Annotated in this window: 15 protein-coding genes; 9 read left to right on the top strand and 6 right to left on the bottom strand. The window is 71.3% G+C overall.

The genetic code is table 11. The features are described from left to right. Positions 1-34: 34 nt before the first annotated feature. The 6 genes from OVA17_RS03420 to OVA17_RS03395 all read right to left on the bottom strand — a co-directional run bounded on the left by OVA17_RS03420 (position 35) and on the right by OVA17_RS03395 (position 7,325). The gene (locus tag OVA17_RS03420) at positions 35-1,588 is read right to left on the bottom strand and encodes a GMC family oxidoreductase (protein WP_267788188.1); all 1,554 of its coding nucleotides are present in this window, start codon (positions 1,586-1,588) and stop codon (positions 35-37) included. Further along, a complete protein-coding gene (locus OVA17_RS03415) occupies positions 1,585-2,979 on the bottom strand; it encodes an alpha/beta fold hydrolase (protein WP_267788187.1) in 1,395 nt (464 codons plus the stop codon). The genes OVA17_RS03420 and OVA17_RS03415 overlap by 4 nt, the downstream gene beginning before the upstream one ends. 251 nt (positions 2,980-3,230) lie before the next feature. After that, complete coding sequence (locus tag OVA17_RS03410) at positions 3,231-4,133, bottom strand: SDR family oxidoreductase (protein ID WP_267788185.1); 903 nt, start codon at positions 4,131-4,133, stop codon at positions 3,231-3,233. Between the two features lie 68 nt (positions 4,134-4,201). Then, positions 4,202-5,197 carry a LacI family DNA-binding transcriptional regulator gene (locus OVA17_RS03405; protein WP_267788184.1) on the bottom strand — a complete coding sequence of 332 codons (996 nt, stop codon included), beginning with the start codon at positions 5,195-5,197 and terminating at the stop codon, positions 4,202-4,204. A gap of 122 nt (positions 5,198-5,319) precedes the next feature. Further along, positions 5,320-6,474 (bottom strand): Gfo/Idh/MocA family protein, encoded by a 1,155-nt coding sequence (locus OVA17_RS03400; RefSeq protein ID WP_267788182.1) that lies wholly within the window; start codon positions 6,472-6,474, stop codon positions 5,320-5,322. Next, entirely contained in the window at positions 6,471-7,325 is an 855-nt protein-coding gene (locus OVA17_RS03395; RefSeq protein ID WP_267788181.1) for a class I fructose-bisphosphate aldolase, read from the bottom strand. The genes OVA17_RS03400 and OVA17_RS03395 overlap by 4 nt, the downstream gene beginning before the upstream one ends. A 95-nt stretch (positions 7,326-7,420) precedes the next feature. On the opposite strand from OVA17_RS03395, the gene OVA17_RS03390 reads away from it, so the two are divergent. The 9 genes from OVA17_RS03390 (at position 7,421) to OVA17_RS03350 (ending at position 17,151) form a co-directional block, all read left to right on the top strand. Continuing rightward, complete coding sequence (locus OVA17_RS03390; RefSeq protein ID WP_267788179.1) at positions 7,421-8,446, top strand: aldose 1-epimerase family protein; 1,026 nt, start codon at positions 7,421-7,423, stop codon at positions 8,444-8,446. Positions 8,447-8,536: 90 nt separating this feature from the next. After that, entirely contained in the window at positions 8,537-9,757 is a 1,221-nt protein-coding gene (locus tag OVA17_RS03385; protein WP_267788177.1) for a LacI family DNA-binding transcriptional regulator, read from the top strand. Next, the gene (locus OVA17_RS03380; protein ID WP_267788175.1) at positions 9,754-10,791 is read left to right on the top strand and encodes a class I mannose-6-phosphate isomerase; all 1,038 of its coding nucleotides are present in this window, start codon (positions 9,754-9,756) and stop codon (positions 10,789-10,791) included. The genes OVA17_RS03385 and OVA17_RS03380 overlap by 4 nt, the downstream gene beginning before the upstream one ends. Continuing rightward, positions 10,788-12,182, top strand: a complete 1,395-nt coding sequence (locus OVA17_RS03375; RefSeq protein ID WP_267788174.1) for an FGGY-family carbohydrate kinase — start codon at positions 10,788-10,790, stop codon at positions 12,180-12,182. Before OVA17_RS03380 ends, OVA17_RS03375 begins: the two co-directional genes overlap by 4 nt. 2 nt (positions 12,183-12,184) lie before the next feature. Next, positions 12,185-12,964, top strand: coding sequence for an ATP-binding cassette domain-containing protein (locus OVA17_RS03370; protein ID WP_210072821.1), 780 nt, complete (start codon positions 12,185-12,187; stop codon positions 12,962-12,964). Next, positions 12,961-14,043, top strand: a complete 1,083-nt coding sequence (locus OVA17_RS03365; RefSeq protein ID WP_267788172.1) for an ABC transporter permease — start codon at positions 12,961-12,963, stop codon at positions 14,041-14,043. Before OVA17_RS03370 ends, OVA17_RS03365 begins: the two co-directional genes overlap by 4 nt. 42 nt (positions 14,044-14,085) lie before the next feature. Then, positions 14,086-15,072 (top strand): ABC transporter substrate-binding protein, encoded by a 987-nt coding sequence (locus OVA17_RS03360; protein ID WP_267788170.1) that lies wholly within the window; start codon positions 14,086-14,088, stop codon positions 15,070-15,072. A gap of 211 nt (positions 15,073-15,283) precedes the next feature. Continuing rightward, positions 15,284-16,156, top strand: a complete 873-nt coding sequence (locus OVA17_RS03355; RefSeq protein WP_267788168.1) for a class II fructose-bisphosphate aldolase — start codon at positions 15,284-15,286, stop codon at positions 16,154-16,156. Next, positions 16,153-17,151: a 1-phosphofructokinase family hexose kinase gene (locus tag OVA17_RS03350; protein WP_267788166.1), complete on the top strand. Its 999-nt coding sequence runs from the start codon at positions 16,153-16,155 to the stop codon at positions 17,149-17,151. The genes OVA17_RS03355 and OVA17_RS03350 overlap by 4 nt, the downstream gene beginning before the upstream one ends. Positions 17,152-17,182: the final 31 nt, after the last annotated feature.

Genomic DNA, 17,182 nt, shown 5'->3' with positions numbered 1-17,182 from the left:
GACACTCGACGGGAGGGGACGACGGAGCCGCGGGTCAGGCGGCGGCCGCGGCGAGGAAGCGGTCGGCGGTGCGCAGCGACAGGGCCATGATCGTCAGCGCGGGGTTGGCCGCGATGGCGGAGGGGAAGACCGAGTTGTCGCAGATCCAGAGGTTCGGGATCTCGTGCGAGCGCCCGTCGGCGTCCACCACGCCGTCGGACGGGTCGTTCGACATGCGGCACGTGCCGATGGTGTGCGCGGTGCGCGCGAGGACCATGGTCTCGCGAGCCCCGGCGGCCTCCATCACCCGCAGCATGAACGCGGTGGCGTGCTTGTCGATCGCCTTCTCGTTCTCACCGGCGGTGAAGCTCACCCGAGCGCGGGGGATGCCGAACTCGTCGGTCTCGTCGACCAGCTCGAGCCTGTTGTCGTCCGACGGCAGGCAATCGGCGTTGATGCCGATACCGGCCATGAACCGTGACTGATCGAGCCGCTGCATGAGCTCGGGACCCCAGAGGCCGCCGCCGCGCACGAGCGTGGTCGAGAAGGTCAGGGGCATGACGCCGAGGCTCTGCACGAGGTAGCCGCCGGCGAAATCCGCATCGGCGGGACGCATCATGTCCTCGCTGATGAGCGACGAGGGGTATCCGCGGTGCCCGCGCACCGGCTCGTCGAACCGCCCCCACACCTGGGTGGCGCCGTGGGCGAGGAAGTTGCGGCCGACCTGGCCGTTGTCGTTCGCCAGGCCCGTGTGCAGCAGCAGGCGCGGCGTCTCGACGCCCCCACCGGCCAGGACGAGTGCGCGACAGCGCTGGCGACGATCGACGCCGCCCTTGCGGTACACGACCGCCTCGACACGGCCGCGGGCGTCGAGCTCGATCCCGTGCACCATCGACTCGCTGCGGATCTCGGCACCGGCCGCGACCGCCGCGGGCAGATATGTGTTCGCGGTGGAGGCCTTGGCATCCACCCGGCAGCCCTGGTGGCATTCTCCGCAGTTCACGCAGGCGCTGCGCTCGCCGTGGTGGTCTTGCAGTCGTGCCCGCGTGAGCACCGCCGCGGGCGCGTCGGCCCAGCGGACGCCGAGGGCCTCGCAGCCCTTCGCGACGAGATTCGCCGGGGCGTTGCGCTTCGCCGGGGCGTAGGCGTATCGGCGCGACGGATCCCAGGGGTACGGGGTCGGTCCGGACACACCGATGTCGCCCTCGACGCGCTCGACGTAGGAGAGCAGTTCGTCGGGGTCGACCGGCCAGTCACGGCCCACACCCGACTCGGTGCGCAGCGCGAGGTCGCGGCGATCCGGGCGCGGGGTGAACGCGCCCCAGTGCAGCATCGAGCCGCCGACGCCGCGTCCGCTGTTGTTCGGGCCGAAGGCCGTGGGGTCGTTGCCGCCGCTGAGTCGTTCCGACATCCAGTTGATCTCGACGGCCTCGGTCTCGTCGGGGGTGAGGTCGTCGAGCGAGAAGTGCCGCCCCGCCTCCAGCGCCACGACGGTGAGTCCCTTGCGCGCCAGCTCGGCGGTGAGGGGGGCGCCGCCGGCACCGGTTCCGACCACCACGATATCGACGATCTCGTCGTCGGTGTAGGTGCGCATCGCTTCGAGGTTCATGCCGCGTCTCCCGTCGCGATCGTGCCGCCGACGTTCGCCGGCTCCCAGTCTTCGCGGCGTCCGAGACGCAGCTCCACGTATCCGCGGATGGGTCTGCCGCCGGTGGCGAAGCCGTCGTACCCGACGCGCGCCATGCTCGCCGGGTGCGCGAGCCACTGCCGGACCAGGTCGTTCCGTACGTCTTCGAGCCACGTCTCGAGCTGAGCGGAGTCGAAGGGACCCTCGGCATCCGACTCTCCCTCGACGGCGGCGCGGAAGGTCTCGGCCCGCTCGGCGGGATCGGTGGGCCAGGTGGTCGCCAGTTGGTCGAGCCCGGTGCGGTACGCCTCGACGTCGACGGGGAGGTCGGCGTTGCGCCAGCCGTCCCCCTCGCCGCGGGCGAGCTGCGCGTCGACGCGTCCGGCGATGTCGATGGCCGGCCCGTCCTGCGGAACGACGAGGTCGGCGATCTCGCGCAGCAGGGTCAGCTGCGCCAGGTTCAGCGCCGCGGGAGCGTAACCGCGGTCGTCGGGCATGCCACGGCGGGCCAGAATGCCGCGGACCCGGTCGTCGACGCGATCGCCCGCGATCAGACGGGCCCAGTCCTCCGGCACCACGGGTCCGACCCGCACCTCGTCCGCGATGAAGCGGGAGATCGCCTCGGCCGCCTCGGCCGGGCGCTCCAGCGGGATCATGTGCCCCGTGTCGGGGAGGGCCCTGAACCGCGCGCGGGGGTAGACGGAGGCGAGCAGCTCGGGCTGGGCGGAGGCGCCGAGATCGGCGTCGTCGGTGCCGGCGAGCACGAGCACGGGCAGGTCGAGCGTTTGCACCTCGACGGTCGCGTCGACGCGGCTCCCCGTCTCGAGCCACGCGCGCCACGCGGTGGGCGAGGTGCGGCGGAGGTCTGCGAGGGCGAGCGAGTGCGCCCCGGCATCGAGGGGTTCGGCCGTGTTCTGGTCGATGAAGGTCTCGGCGTCGTGCTCGGAGATGGCTCCTTCGTCGACCCACGAGAGCATCCGCTCACGACGCTCCTCGTCCATGGGTTCGGGGCGTGGCGGAGAGGGCGCCATCAGCACCATGCCGTGCAGCCCGAAGAGAGGGGCCTCGCCGCGGAGCACGCGCGCTGCGACCAGAGCGGCGATCTTGCCGCCCATGCTGTGGCCGCCGAGCATCCACGGACCGTTCGCGTGCTCGGAGAGGTGCCGGACGACGTGGTCGACGGTCTCGTCGAGCGTGGCGTCAGGGGCGCTCGCGGCGGAGCCGAAACCGGGCAGGTCGATGCCCTGCACGCGCACGTCGCCCGCGAGCTCGTCGGCGAGACGGTCGAAGGATCCAGAGCTGGCCCCCAGCGCGTGCAGCAGGTACAGGGTGAGGGGTGCCCCGTCTGTGGCGGGAGCGGATTCGGTGGGCATGCACTCACGCTCGCTTACGAGAGGGGCCGCGGAGGGTCGCTTGCGCAACGGCACGATTTGCGCAAGCACCGCGGCGGGACGATCGGCGGTGCGGGGACCGCGTACCGAACTCCTGAGAAGCGGCGGCCCTCGCCGCGTGGTGCGGGGCCGCCACCCGGTATGCGAGGTCGGGCCGCGCGGACCTCAGGAGATTCGCACACGACGATCGCCCCGTCCGCACGCGGCGGGCCGGGGCGATCGGGGCGCGCGGGTTACGGCGTGACCATGCCGCCGTTGACGTTAAGGGTCTCGCCCGAGACGTAGCTCGACTCCGCAGAGGCGAGGAAGACGAACGCCGGTGCGATCTCTGCGGGCTGACCGGCGCGCTGGTACGTGCTCTCGTCGTCGAAGTGCTCCATCTGGTCGTCGGAGACGCCCTGGCTCACCTGCAGCGCCGACCAGGTGGGCCCCGGCGCGACGACGTTGACCCGGATGCCGCGCGAGGCGAGCTGCTGCGCGAGGCCCTTCGACAGATTGTTGATCGCGGCCTTGGTCGCGGCGTAGTCGAGGCGATCGGGCGCGGGAACATACGCCTCGAGCGAGGCGGTGTTGATGATGGTGCCGCCCTCGGGAAGGTGGGCCAGCGCCGCCTTCGTGATCCAGAACGGGGCGAACACGTTCGTGCGGAAGGTCTGCTCGAACTGCTCGTCGGCGAGGTCGTCGACCTTCTCGACCATCACCTGCTTGCCAGCGTTGTTCACGACGATGTCGAGACCGCCGAGTGCCTCGGCGGTGCGGGCGACGAGCTCGCGGCACGCGGCGGGATCGGTGATGTCGGTCGCGATCGAGACGCCGGTGCGGCCGGCATCCCGGATCTGCTCGAGGATGTGGTCGGCGTCGCGCTGTTCGTCGGGCAGGTGCACGATGGCCACGTCGGCTCCCTCGCGGGCGAACGCGATCGCCACGGCGCCGCCGATGCCGGAGTCTCCGCCCGTGATGAGGGCCTTTCGCCCGACCAGGCGGCCGAGCCCGCGGTAGGTCTTCTCGCCCAGGTCGGGTACCGGAGTCATATCCGCCTGGACGCCGGGCTCGGGCTGGTGCTGCACGGGCGGCTCGACGCGCGCGTAGCGAGTGACGGGATTGTCGAAGGTGAACTGATCGCGATCGGAGGTCATGTTTCGACGTTAGGCAGAGCCGGCGCTGCGGTGCGCGGCCTTGACGGGGGAGCGGATGCCACGCAGGCTCAGGACACCCCGCCCCGGTCGACGAGACGCGTCGACACAAGGTGCGTGTGGGATCCCGTCGCGGGGTCGGCTCCCCGCGCCAGCAGTGTCTCGGCGGCGCGCGTGCCGAGCTCCGTCACGTCGTAGTCGACGATGCGGATGCGGCGGGGGAGCAGGCGGGAGAGCTCGAAGTCGTCGAAGCCGGCGATGGCGACCTCGGCGCCGCGAGGCAGGATCGCCTCGAGAGCCCCGATCGTGACGCGGTTGTTCGCGCAGAAGACCGCCGTGGGCGGGTCGGCGGAGTCGAGGAGCCGGTGCACCGCGTCACGGGTGACGGCGGGGGTGTGCAACCCGTCGACGACCAGGGCGGGGTCGAGCGTGAGACCCGCGGCGGCGAAGGCCTCGCGTGCTCCGGCGAGGCGCTCGACCATCGTGTAGATCTCGGCGGAGTCGAGCAGGACGGCGATACGGCGGTGCCCGCTCTCGAGCAGCTCGGCGACGGCTGAGCGAGACCCGCCGCGGTTGTCGAGCAGGATCGCGTCGGCGGGGACGCCGCTGCCGGGACGGTCGAGGAAGACCACCGGCGTTCCCAGCTCCACCTCGCGGGAGAGGTAGGAGTGGTCGGCCGCGGTGGGCACGACGATGAGGCCGCCGATCTGACGCTGGCACAGATCGAGGGCGAGGGTGCGTTCCAGATCGGCATCCTCTTCGCTGGATGCCATGACCAGGTGCATGCGCTCGCGCGTGGCGATCGCCGAGACGGCGGCCGCGACCGCCATGTAGAACGTGTTCGAGAGGTCGGCGGCGACGAAACCGATCGTGTCGCGGTTGCCCGATCGCAGGCTGGCGGCGAGGGAGTTGCGGTGGTAGCCGAGCCGGCCGACCGATGCGAGCACTCGCTCGATCATGGCGGGGTCGACGTTCGGCTCCCCGTTCACCACGCGCGAGACGGTCTTCAGGCTCACCCCGGCGTCGGCGGCGACGTCGATCATGGTGGGCCGACCGGTCTTGCGCATGCGTCTCCTCGGGTGGTGCCGCGCGGGGTCGGCACCCTTCGAGCATACGGATACCGCCGGTGGCGCCGGAGAACGAGGAAGAGGGGGTGTCCGCACGCGGCGGGCACTCCCTCTTTCCGTCGTCACGCCTCGGGCGTAACCTGCGCACCCGTCTCGTGCGAGGCGATCGCCGCGGCGAAGAGGCGGTGGGTCAACGCGGCCTCTTCGGGGCGGACGCAGCCGAACCCGTCGCCGAGCTCACCGACGAACTCGGCGAGGAAGGCCGCCCACATCTGCAGGATGGCATCCGAGAACCCCGACTCGAAGTTCGGGCCCGTCACCGTCGGCCACACCGACTGGCTGCCCGCGTCGATGCTCTGCCAACTCTGCTCGCGGCCGATCCCGGGAACGTCGACGAAGGCGAACACCTCGACGCGCTTGGGGTTCTTGGTGCTGAAGCGCACGCCGCCCGACATGCCGATGGCTTCGAACTCCCACGTGTTCTTCTGCCCGGGCGCGATGCGCTTGGTCTCGGTGGTGAGGGGGAACGGGGCGCCGTCGTGGCGCGCCCACGAGTGGATGACCGCGTTGTCCCAGGTGTCGCAGGGCTGGAGCGTGCCGTCGGGGCCGGGACGCTCGGTGACGATGTCCTGCAGGATGCCGACGACCTTCTCGGGCGTCCATCCCAGGCGCAGCGGCACGTGCCACGTGTGCATGCCGAGGTCGTTGAGCACACCGGCGTCGCCGCAGAACTGCTTCTGCCGCTTCCAGTTGAGGGGCTTGTTCACATCGATGTCGCTCGAGTGCAGGAACGTGCATTTCGCCTCGACGATGCGGCCCAGCGCGCCGGAGCGGACGTAGTCGACCGCCCACTGCGCGCCGGGGAAGAACGGCATCTCGCTGGAGACGCGGACGAACGACCCGGGCGTTTCGTCGATCGCGGCGACCACCGCGTCGGCGGCTGCGCGGTCGATACCGAAGGGCTTCTCGGCGAGGAGCGCCTTGCCGGCGCGGACGGTGTCGACGTAGAGGCGCTCGTGCAGGTCGTGTCGCACGGCGATGTACACGACGTCGACGCGGGGGTCGGCGAGGAGCTCGTGGTGGTCGGTCGTGGTGAGCTGCACCGTGTCGATGCGCTCGAAGAACGACAGCGCCGCCGGGTTGATGTCGCAGACCGCGACGAGCTCGGGCTCGGCGGGGTGGTCGATGAGAGCGGGCCAGCGCCGAAGCGCCGCGGCGATCTCGCGCCCCATGAGGCCGCCGCCGATGATGCCGACGCCGATCTTCCTGCCGGTCATGCGCGGTCTCCTTCGTCGGTGCCGCCGATGAGGGCGAGGGCCTCGTCGACCGAGGCGTCGTCGTGCACCACGGCCATGAGGGCCGCGGTGATGCCGGCCGGGTCGCGGTGCTGGATGACGTTGCGACCGTAGACGATGCCGCGAGCACCCTGCTCGAGCACCGCCTTCGTGCGCTCGAGAAGCGTGCGGTCGTCGACCCGCCCCCCGCCGCGCACCAGCAGGGGGGTGTCGCCGGCGGCCTGGATGACCCGGTGGTACTCGGTGATGTCGTCGGTGGGGTCGGCCTTGATGAGGTCGGCACCGAGCTCGCGTGCCTGGCGGACGAGGGTGACGACCTTGGCGGTGTCGCCGTCGACGCCGTAGCCGCCGGTGCCGGGCTTGGTCTGCATGACGAGCGGCTCGATCATGAGCGGCATCCCGTACTTCTCGGCGTCGCTGCGCAGGGCGAGGATCGAGCGGATGCACTGCTCGCGCACCTGCGGTTCGCCGGGCAGGTCGAGCAGGTTCACGCACACGGCGACGGCGTCGAGGCGGACGGCGACCTCGATGGCATCCGGGACGTGGATGCTGTGCAGCGGCGTCTCGAGCGGGTCGCCGTAGACGTTGGCGATGTCGGTGCGCAGCACGAGTCCGGGCTTCTGCTTGCCGGGGACCGACTGCAGCAGCGGCGCCTGGCCGAGCGTGAGCTGCACGGCGTCGGGACCGGCGTGGACGAGGGTCGCGACGGTCTTCGCCATGTCTTCGATGCCGGTGAGGAACGAGTGTTCGTGGAAGGCGCCGTGGTCGACGGCGACGTCGAGGGCGCGGCCGGAGCGCGCGTTGAAGAGGCGGTTGAGGCGGGGTTTCGACATGGGGTGTGGGTCTCCGAAGCGTCGTGTCGGGGCGCGGCTCTGCGCTCGACGGTCAGTATGCGGGGAGCAAGACAACGTTGTCAATCACTGCTAGCGTGAGCCGCGTCACGGCGAGGAAGGCGGGGCTCATGGGTGAGCTGTACGGGCGGTCGATCGAAGGCGCGCGACGGCGCGTGGGTTCTGCCACGGCCCTGGCGGCCGTGGAGGCGTCGGTGCGCACGGATGGGCCGGATGCCGGAACCCGGCGCCTGCGGCTCATCGCCGGCGACCTGGACGTCGAGCTGCTTCCCGACCGCGGGCTCGATCTCGGCCAGGTGCGACACCGCGGCGTGCCCCTGGCGTGGGTCTCGCCCACCGGTTGGCCGCGCCCGGGGGCGAGCGGTTTCGGCGCGGCGTTCGGCGGCGGTCTCGTAACCACCTGCGGGCTGCTCTCGTTCGGCCCGCCGTCGGTCGACATCGAGGGGGAGCATCCGCAGCACGGTCGTTACAGCGGACTCTCGGCATCCGTCGTCCGGGCCGAGGCGGGGCATGACGCCGTGGTCGTCGAGGCCGTGGTGGTCGAGGCGACCGTTCTCGGCGCGCACCTCGAGCTGCGGCGGAGCGTGCGGCTCCCGCTCGGCGAGGGGCGCATCGAACTGCGCGACGAGATCGTGAACCGCGGCTCGCGCGAGGTCGAACCCATGGTGCTGTACCACGTGAACCTCGGTTGGCCGCTGGTGGACGCGGGCACGGTCCTGCGCTCGCCGGCGGAGAGTGTGCGCGCGCGCGACGTCGCCGCGGAGGCGGGGTTGTCGTCGTGGGCGGAGTTCCCCGAGCCGTCGGCGCGCTATCCCGAGCAGGTATTCGCGCACCAACTGCCGACCGATCGCCGCGTGAGCGCTGAGGTGGTCGCGGTGTCGGGGCTCGGCATCCGGATCTCGTTCGACACCGCCCGGTTGCCGGGGATGTTCCAGTGGCGGGTCGCTCAGAAGGACGGGGTGGTGCTCGGGGTGGAGCCGGCCACGGCGCCGACGATCCTGGGTCGAGGTGATGCGCGAGCGCGCGGGCTGCTGCGTCCGCTCGCGCCGGGAGCATCGTGGGAGCTCGGTCTCGACATCGATGTCATCGAGATCCATCCGTGACTTGACAACGTTGTCCCGTCGGGCTCATGCTTTCTCCATCGAGGCCCGCCCCAGGGTTCCCTCCCGAATGACAACGATGTCGGAGATGCGATGACGCACGATGAGCGACGGACCGTGACCGCGGTCGCCGAGGCCGCGACGGCCCGCCCGCGCGCTCGGCTCATCGACGTCGCGACGGCAGCGGGCGTGAGCCCCAAGACCGTGTCGCGCGTCATCAACGACGAAGCCGGCGTCCTCCCCGGAACCCGCGACCGCGTGCTGCAGATGGTGCGCGATCTGGGGTTCGTCCCCGACCGCAGCGCCCGCGAGCTCAAGCGTCGCGAGGCCGACACGATCGGCATCCTGATCGATGCGATCAGCGACCCGTTCTTCGCCGCCTTCGTGAGCGTGGTCGAAGAGCTCGCGATCGCCGAGGGCCTGAGCGTGATCTTCGCCAGCACCGGCTACGACGCGGCGCGTGAGACGGCCCAGCTCGACCGCTTGACCGGCCACCGTCTCGCCGGTCTCATCGTGGCGCCGGTCGCGGTCCCCGCCGCGGTCCTCGCGGGACTGCGCCACCGCTGCCCGGTGGTGACCGTCGACCGCGTGCGCTCCGGGATCGACTCCATCGTCATCGACGACTTCGGGGCCGCGGCCGAGGCCACCGCCGCCCTGCTCTCGCACGGCCACCGTCGCGTCGCCTTCATGGGCGAGGACGTGCCGTACCCCACGGTCAGCGACCGCCTCGCCGGGTACCGTTCGGCGCTCGAGGCGGCGGGCGTGGCGTTCGATCCCTCGCTCGTCGTCACCCACGAGCGATTCCGTGCGGGAGAGGCCGCCGAAGCCTCGCTCCTGCTCGGGCGCCCCGACGCTCCCACCGCCCTGCTGTGCGCGACGAGCCTCGCCGCGATCGCGACCGTTCGGGCGATCCGTGCGCGCGGACTCCGGATGCCGGCGCTCATCTCCTTCGGCGACTTCACCCTCGCCGAGGTGCTCGAACCCGGCATCACCTACGTCGACCACGACCCCCGTCTGCTCGGCGCGGCGGCCTTCCGGCGCCTGCGCCACCTGGCCCTGCATGCCGACGACGCCCCGACCCGCACGGTCGTGCCCACGCGCCTCGTGCCCCGCGGTTCGGGCGAGGTGCCCTTCGCCGGATCGGTCGAGCGCAGCGGAACCGGATCCGTCTCGGCATCCGCTCCGATGGCGTTGCATCCGTCCGATTCCGTGACCGCGGCGCGCACGTCGCCCGCGGTGGTCGCCCTCGTCCACCCCGAGCCGCCCGGCGCTGTCGCCGTCCCGGCCGCAGCCACCCTGGGAGCCCCCTCATGAAGCCCGTCCTGCTGCCTCCCCATCCCGTGCAGCACTTCTACCTCGGCGGCGACCGCATCGCCGCGCTGCGGGGCATCGTCCCCGAGACCGACCGGCAGCCCGAGGAGTGGCTCGGATCGACCGTGTCGCGCTTCGGCTCCGACACGGTCGGTCTCGCCGTCACCGACGGCGGCGACTTCCTGCGCGACCTCGTCACCGCCGATCGCGGGGCCTGGGTGGGAGCCCGCGGCGGACGCGATGCCGCCGATCTCGGCATCCTGGTCAAGCTGCTCGACGCGCGTCAGCGCCTGCCCGTCCACGTGCACCCGGATCGGGGTTTCTCGACCGCGCACCTCGACTGCCCGTACGGCAAGACCGAGGCCTGGTACGTGCTCGAGACCGAGGACGACTGCGCCGTGCACGTCGGCTGGAACCAGACCGTCGACCGCGACGAGCTGGACCGTCGCCGCGACGCGCAGGACAGCGAGTGGATGCTCTCGCGCATGAACCGCGTGGTCGTGCGCCCCGGCATGGGCGTTCTCGTCCCCGCCGGCACCGTGCACGCGATCGACGGAGGCATCTTCGTCGCCGAGGTGCAGGAGCCCACCGACTTCTCGATCCTGCTGGAGTGGTCGGTCACGACCTCGACGCGCGAGGAGTCGCACCTCGACCTCGGATTCGACGCGGTGATGCCCGCGGTCTCGACCCAGAAGCTGGATGCCGAGGCCCTCGGCGCCCTGATCAGCACGACGGGCACGACGCCGGCGGGGGCGGACTTCCGCTCGCTGCTGCCCGCGGTCGCCGACCCCTACTTCCGCCTCTTCGACGCGGCGGGGGAGACCGCGGCGCGCGAAGCCGGGTTCGCGGTGGTGCTGGTGCGCGAGGGATCCGGCGCGCTGGTGTCGGACGCCGGATCGATAGACATCGAGCGCGGTCAGGTCTACGCCGTGCCGTACGCCTTCGGTGCCTGGCGCCTGTCCGGCGAGGCCGAGGTCCTCATCGCCGCTCCCGGCGCCGGCTGGCCCGGCACCCTCCGCGGAGGTGAGGTGCGATGAGCGACTACGTCGTCGGCGTCGACATGGGCAGCACCAGCACGAAGCTGCTCGTCGCCACCCCCGAGGGGCGCCAGGTGCTCGTGGTGAGCCGCCCCTCGCCCTGGACCAACCTCGACCACGGTCGGGCCGAGATGCCCGCCCACCGCGCGATCGCCCTCGTTCGCGAGCTCGCCGTCGAGGCCGACGCCCGTCTCGGCGAGGGCTACCGCGTCCTCGCGCTCGGCGTCTCGGGCATGGCGGAGGCGGGGGTGCTGCTGAATGCCGCAGGCACCGCGCTCGCGCCGATCATGGCCTGGTTCGACCCGCGGGGTGCCACCCAGATCGTCGCGACGCCCGAGGAGTTCCGCGCCGAGTTCCCCGGTCGTACCGGCTTGCCGGTGGGGCCGCTGGCCTCCATCGCCAAACTCCTGCACCTGCGCGACAGCGGGATCGAGCTCGCGGGGACGACGTTCCTCAACGTCCCCGAGTTCGTCGTGCACGCCCTCGGCGGCCCGCGGGTGGCCGAGTACTCGCTCGTCTCGCGCACCGGTCTCATCGACCAGGACGACAGCACCCCGTGGCAGGCCGCCCTCGACGTGCTGGGCGTCGACGAGTCGATCCTCGGTGCGCGCGTGAGCGCCGGAGAGGCCGTCGGCGTGCTGACCGACGACACGATGCCCGCGGGCTTCCGAGGCGCGGTCCTCACCATCGCCGGCCACGACCACCTGGTGTCCGCCGTCGCCGTCGGAGCCACGCACACCGGCCAGCTCTACGACTCCATGGGTACGGCCGAGGCCCTCGTGCGCGTGCTCGACGACACCCTCCCCTTCGCCGCGCGCGAGCGCCTCGCCCACGCCGGCATCAACTGCGTGCGCCACGTCATCCCGGGCAAGTACGTGCTGCTCGCGGGGACGAAGTCGGGCCTGCTCATGCGTCGCGTGCTCCAGCTGCTCGGGATCACGGATGCCACGGGCCGCGCGGTCGTCGACGAGGCCGCCCTCGCCCTTCCCGTCGACGGAACGCTCGCCGATGGGGGCCTCGAGGTCTCGGGCGCTCGCAACGACGACGGTGTTCTCAAGATCGTCGCCCAGAGCGACGGGCTCAGCCCCGCCGAGCTGTTCGCGGCGAGCCTGCGCCACGGCAACGACATGCTCGCCGAGTGCATGGCGGCGATGGACCGCGAGGTGGCCCCGCCGACCTCGACGGTGCTGACCGGGGGCTGGTCGACCATGGCATCCGTCGTCCGCTCGCGTTCGGCGCTGCTGCCCGAGGTCACCGTCTCGACCCACGACGAGGGCACGGCCTACGGGGCGGCGCTGTTCGCCGCCTTCGCCGCCTCGACGGAACCGTTCGACACGGTCGCCTCGACCTTCCTGTCTTCGTCCCTCATCCTCACCAACGAAAGGAGCTGACGATGTCGTCAGTCACAACGGCCGTCCCGGTGCTGCAAGCGCGCGGTCTCTCGCGTCAGTTCGGTCACGTCCGAGCCCTCAACAACGTGGACTTCGAGGTCTACCCCGGTGAGGTCACCGCCCTCATCGGCGACAACGGCGCCGGCAAATCCACCCTCGTGAAGGCCCTCTCGGGCAACCTCGCGGTCGACGAGGGCGAGATCCTCTTCGACGGCAAGCCGATCGAGATGAGCAACCCGCAGATCGCATCGTCACTGGGAATCGAGACGGTCTATCAGGACCTCGCTCTCGCTCCCCACCTCGACCCCGTGCAGAACATGTACCTCGGCCGCGAGATCCGCCGCCCCGGCCTCGCCGGAGCCCTCGGGTTCATGAAGACGAAGGACATGGCCGTGGCCTCGCGGGCCGCGTTCGACGAGCTCGGCGCCACCGTCCGCTCGCTCTCTTCGCCGGTGGGGGAGATGTCGGGCGGTCAGCGTCAGGCGATCGCGATCGCCCGCGCCGTCCACTGGGCCGGACGCCTCGTCTTCCTCGACGAACCGACCGCGGCCCTCGGTGTGCGTCAGACCAAGAACGTCCTCGAGACCATCCGGCGCGTGCGCGACAAGGGCATCGCGGTGGTCCTGATCTCGCACTCCATGCCGCACGTGATGGAGGTCTGCGATCGCATCCAGGTGCTGCGCCTGGGCACCCGGGTCGCGAACGTCGACGCGAAGAACACCTCCATGGAAGAACTCGTCGGGCTCATGACCGGCGCCGTCACGAAGGACGACTCCAAATGAGTACTCGGACACCCCCTACCGAGACCGTGGCCATCGGCACGTTCGAGGAGAACAAGCCCCGCTTCTTCACGGGACTGCTCAAGGCGCAGGCCTTCCAGATCCTGATCATCCTCATCGTCATCGTGCTGATCTTCAGCGCCCTGGCGCCGGACTCGTTCGCGCAGTGGTCGAACTTCCGCCTCATCATCCAGAACGCCTCGATCCTCGCCGTCCTCGGCGTCGGGATGACGTACATCATCATCACCTCGGGCATCGATCTCTCGATCGGCTCGGTGCTGGTGTTCTCGGGCGTCGTCTCGGCCCTGACGATGCGCGCACTCGGCGGTGAGGGCTGGGGCGTGGCGACCATCGGCATCCTGGTCTCGATCCTCAGCGGCGTGTGCTGGGGCCTGTTGAACGGCTTCCTCATCGCCAAGGCCAAGATCCCGCCGCTCATCGTCACGCTGGGTTCGCTCGGTATGGCGCTCGGTCTCGCGCAGATCCTCACCGGCGGCGTCGACATCCGCGACGTGCCGACCGTACTGACGGTCTCGATCGGATACGGCAATGTCTTCGGGTCGCTTCCGATCATCAGCGTCATCGCGCTCGTGGTCGTGGTGATCGGCGCCGTCGTGCTGCACTTCACGAAGTTCGGGCTCTACACCTACGCCGTCGGCTCGAGCGAACTGGCCGCCCGCCGCGTGGGCGTGAAGGTCGACCGCCACCTGATCTCGGTCTACACGCTGTCGGGCGCTCTCGCGGGTCTCGCCGGCATCCTGGCCCTGTCGCAGTTCTCGACCACCGCCATCGCCGGTCAGTCGCAGACCAACCTCAACGTGATCGCGGCCGTCGTGATCGGTGGCACCTCGCTGTTCGGCGGCGTCGGCACGATCTTCGGGACCGTGGTCGGCCTCTTCATCCCCGCCGTCCTGCAGAACGGCTTCGTCATCACCGGCGTGCAGCCCTTCTGGCAGCAGGTCGCGGTGGGCGCGGTGCTCATCACCGCCGTCTACGTCGACCAGGTGCGCCGCACCGCCGCGACCCGCGGCAACACCCAGAGCCTCTGGCGCAAGTTCGTCAGCGGAGGACGCCGCGGCTGAGGCCCGGCATCCGAATCCCACCAAGAGAGAACGGTCATCACAATGCAGTGGAACAACAAGGTTCTCGCGTTCGCCACCCTCGGCGCCGCAGCCACCCTCGTACTCGCCGGGTGTTCCGGCGGCTCCTCGTCGGGCTCCGCCTCGGGCGGAGACGGCGGGTACAAGATCGCGTTCGTGCAGGGCGTCGCCGGAGATGAGTTCTACATCTCGATGCAGTGCGGCATTCAGGATGAGGCCGCCAAGGAAGGCGCCACCGTCACCACCCAGGGCCCCGAGAAGTTCGACCCCACCCTGCAAAAGCCGATCGTTGACGCCGTGGTCGCATCGAAGCCCGATGCGCTGCTGATCGCCCCCACGGATGTGTCGGCCATGCAGGCGCCGATCGCGGCGGCCGAGGCTGCCGGGATCAAGGTCGTCCTCGTCGACACGACGCTGGAAGACCCGTCGGGTGCCGTGTCGCAGATCTCGAGCGACAACGAGGGCGGCGGGGCTGCCGCGTTCAAGGCGATCCAGGATGCCAACCCCAACGGCGGCAAGGTGCTCGTCGTGTCGGTCGACCCCGGCATCTCGACCACGGACGCCCGAGCGAAGGGCTTCGAAGACGCCGTCGCAAAGGACAGCAAGTTCGAGTCGGTGGGTGTGCAGTACTCGCACAACGAGCCCTCCACCGCCGCCGAGATCGTCACCGCCGCCCTCCAGAAGGACCCCGACATCGTCGGCATCTTCGCCGCGAACCTGTTCGCCGCCGAGGGCTCGGCCACCGGCGTGCAGCAGGCCGGCAAGCAGGGCTCCGTCACCATCGTCGGCTTCGACGCCGGCCCCGCCCAGGTCAAGGCCCTCGAAGCCGGCACCGTCCAGGCCCTCGTCGCCCAGGAGCCCGCCACCATCGGCGAAGACGGCGTCAAGCAGGCCATCGCCGCGCTTAAGGGTGAGGCGACGGAGGAGAAGATCCAGACCGGCTTCACCATCCTCACCAAAGACAACATCACCACCGACGGCAAGGACGCGGTCTACAAGTCCAGCTGCTGATCCACCCGGATGCCGGGCCCCTCACGCCGACGCGGGGGTCCCGGCACCCCCCCCGTCAGACGCCTCAGGGGGTCAGGACTCCTCGCTGTCCAGACACTCACGTTCGCGCCCCTCGTCCTGTCGTGAGGGGCCGAGAACTGTCGCCGCGGGATGTCCCAGGCGACAGAAGACGACCCCTCACGCGGAGGGGCGACCCGAGAGAGAGACCGCCGTGCCGCTGGCCGCCATGCCCGAACTGCTCGCCGCGCACCGCGCGGTCGGAGCCTTCAACTTCATCACCCTCGAGGTCGCCGAGGCCATCGTCGCCGGGGCCGAGGCCGCCGGGGCGGGCGTGATCCTCCAGCTCTCGCAGAACGCCATCGCGTTCCACGGCGGCATCGGCCCCGCGGGAGCCGCCGCTCTGCGACTGGCCGACGCCGCGTCCGTGCCGGTCGTCGTGCACCTCGACCACGCCACCGACGAGCCGCTCGTCGACGAGGCGTTGGCGGTCGGGATCCGGTCGGTGATGTTCGACGCCGCCCATCTGACGGATGCCGAGAACCTCGAGCGCACCGCCGCCGTCGCCGCCCGTGCGCACGCCGTGGGAGCCTGGGTCGAGGCCGAGCTCGGCGAGATCGGCGGCAAGGGCGCCCACGCCCCGGGCGTACGGACCGACGTCGCCGAGGCCGCGCGATTCGTCGAGGCCACCGGGGTCGACGCCCTGGCCGTGGCCGTCGGCAGCGAGCACGCGATGCGCGAACGCAGCGCCCTGCTCGATGAGACCCTCATCGCGGAACTCGCCGCGGCCCTGCCCGTGCCTCTCGTCCTGCACGGCTCCAGCGGGGTCGCCGACGCCGGGATCGACGGCGCCGTGCGCGCGGGCATGCGCAAGATCAACATCGGCACGCACCTGAACACCGTGCTGACCGCGGCCGTGCGCGACGAGCTCGAGCGGGATCCGGATGCCATCGACCCCCGCCGCTGGCTCGCCCCGGGGCGCGCGGCGGTCGCCGCGGAGGTGCGGCGCCTGCTCGACGTCATCACCGGGCGCGTCGCGACCGGCGTCGACGGCACCGGTCTCGGCGCCGCGGGGATCCGCGCGTGAGCGGCATCGTCACGCTGACCGCCGCGGGGGCGATCGATGCCACGTACCGCGTCGGCACCCTGCGCCGCGGTGCTTTCGCCCGCGCCGACAGCTACACCCGCGAGGTGAGCGGCAAGGGCGTCAACGTTTCGGCCGCCCTCGCCGCGGGAGGAGCCCGCACCGCCGCCGTGGTCGTGCTCGGTGCCGACGACGTGCGCTTCGCCCGGTGCGGACTCACCGCCCCGCTGCTGCGCATCGTCGAAGTGCCCGGCGCCACCCGCGTGAACACCTCGATCATCGACGCCGAGGGGGCGACCACCAAGGTCAACGCGCCCACCCCGCCGCTGTCGTCGGGGGCCTGGGCGGCCACGCTCGCGGCGCTGCGCGAAGAGCTGGCGCTCCAGACCGCCACGTGGCTCGTGATCTCGGGGAGCCTGCCGAAGCTCTCCGGATCTGAAGAGCTGGTCGAGCTGGCAGCCGTCCGCGCGGCCGCTGGGGAACACGGTGCGCGGGTCGCGGTCGACACGAGCGGGCCGGCGCTCGACGCGCTCCTGGCCGAGCCCGCGGGCATCGACCTGCTCACCCCGAACGCCGAAGAGCTGTCCGCCGCGGTGGGGCGCCCCCTCGCCACACTCGGTGAGGTCATCGCCGCCGCCCGGGAGATCGTCGAGCGCGGTGTCACCACGGTGCTCGCGAGCCTCGGCGCCGACGGGCTGGTCGCCGTGACCGCCGACCGCGCCGTGTTCGCGCGGGCCGATGCCCCCTTCGTCGCCAACACCGCGGGAGCGGGCGATGCCGCCCTCGCCGGCTTCCTTCTCGGGCTGACGCGCGAAGCCACCGCCACCGCCGCGGGAGACGACCCCCTCGCCGTCGCCGCCGCATCGGCGGCGGAGTGGGGAGCGCACGCCGTCGCGCACGCCTCGACCCTGGTCGCGGGACCGCCGCACGGCATCCGGGCTCTCGTCGAAACCGATCCGGACCTGACGCGGGTCCTCACCCCGGAGGGCGAGGAGTGATGTCCCTGCCGCACCGTTCGAAGGACGACGC

The organism is Microbacterium sp. SL75 (assembly GCF_026625865.1).
In the GTDB taxonomy this organism is placed as follows: Bacteria; Actinomycetota; Actinomycetes; order Actinomycetales; family Microbacteriaceae; genus Microbacterium.
The sequence above is the reverse complement of the archived record's forward strand: the minus strand, read 5'-3'. Positions and strand labels throughout refer to the sequence as shown.

Coding starts and splice junctions, on each gene's coding strand:
- OVA17_RS03360 (WP_267788170.1), top strand. CDS start 14,086: ATGCAGTGGAACAACAAGGTTCTCGCGTTCGCCACCCTCGGCGCCGCA.
- OVA17_RS03400 (WP_267788182.1), bottom strand. CDS start 6,474: ATGACCGGCAGGAAGATCGGCGTCGGCATCATCGGCGGCGGCCTCATG.
- OVA17_RS03380 (WP_267788175.1), top strand. CDS start 9,754: ATGAAGCCCGTCCTGCTGCCTCCCCATCCCGTGCAGCACTTCTACCTC.
- OVA17_RS03410 (WP_267788185.1), bottom strand. CDS start 4,133: ATGACCTCCGATCGCGATCAGTTCACCTTCGACAATCCCGTCACTCGC.
- OVA17_RS03420 (WP_267788188.1), bottom strand. CDS start 1,588: ATGAACCTCGAAGCGATGCGCACCTACACCGACGACGAGATCGTCGAT.
- OVA17_RS03365 (WP_267788172.1), top strand. CDS start 12,961: ATGAGTACTCGGACACCCCCTACCGAGACCGTGGCCATCGGCACGTTC.
- OVA17_RS03395 (WP_267788181.1), bottom strand. CDS start 7,325: ATGTCGAAACCCCGCCTCAACCGCCTCTTCAACGCGCGCTCCGGCCGC.
- OVA17_RS03415 (WP_267788187.1), bottom strand. CDS start 2,979: ATGCCCACCGAATCCGCTCCCGCCACAGACGGGGCACCCCTCACCCTG.
- OVA17_RS03370 (WP_210072821.1), top strand. CDS start 12,185: ATGTCGTCAGTCACAACGGCCGTCCCGGTGCTGCAAGCGCGCGGTCTC.
- OVA17_RS03405 (WP_267788184.1), bottom strand. CDS start 5,197: ATGCGCAAGACCGGTCGGCCCACCATGATCGACGTCGCCGCCGACGCC.
- OVA17_RS03375 (WP_267788174.1), top strand. CDS start 10,788: ATGAGCGACTACGTCGTCGGCGTCGACATGGGCAGCACCAGCACGAAG.
- OVA17_RS03385 (WP_267788177.1), top strand. CDS start 8,537: ATGACGCACGATGAGCGACGGACCGTGACCGCGGTCGCCGAGGCCGCG.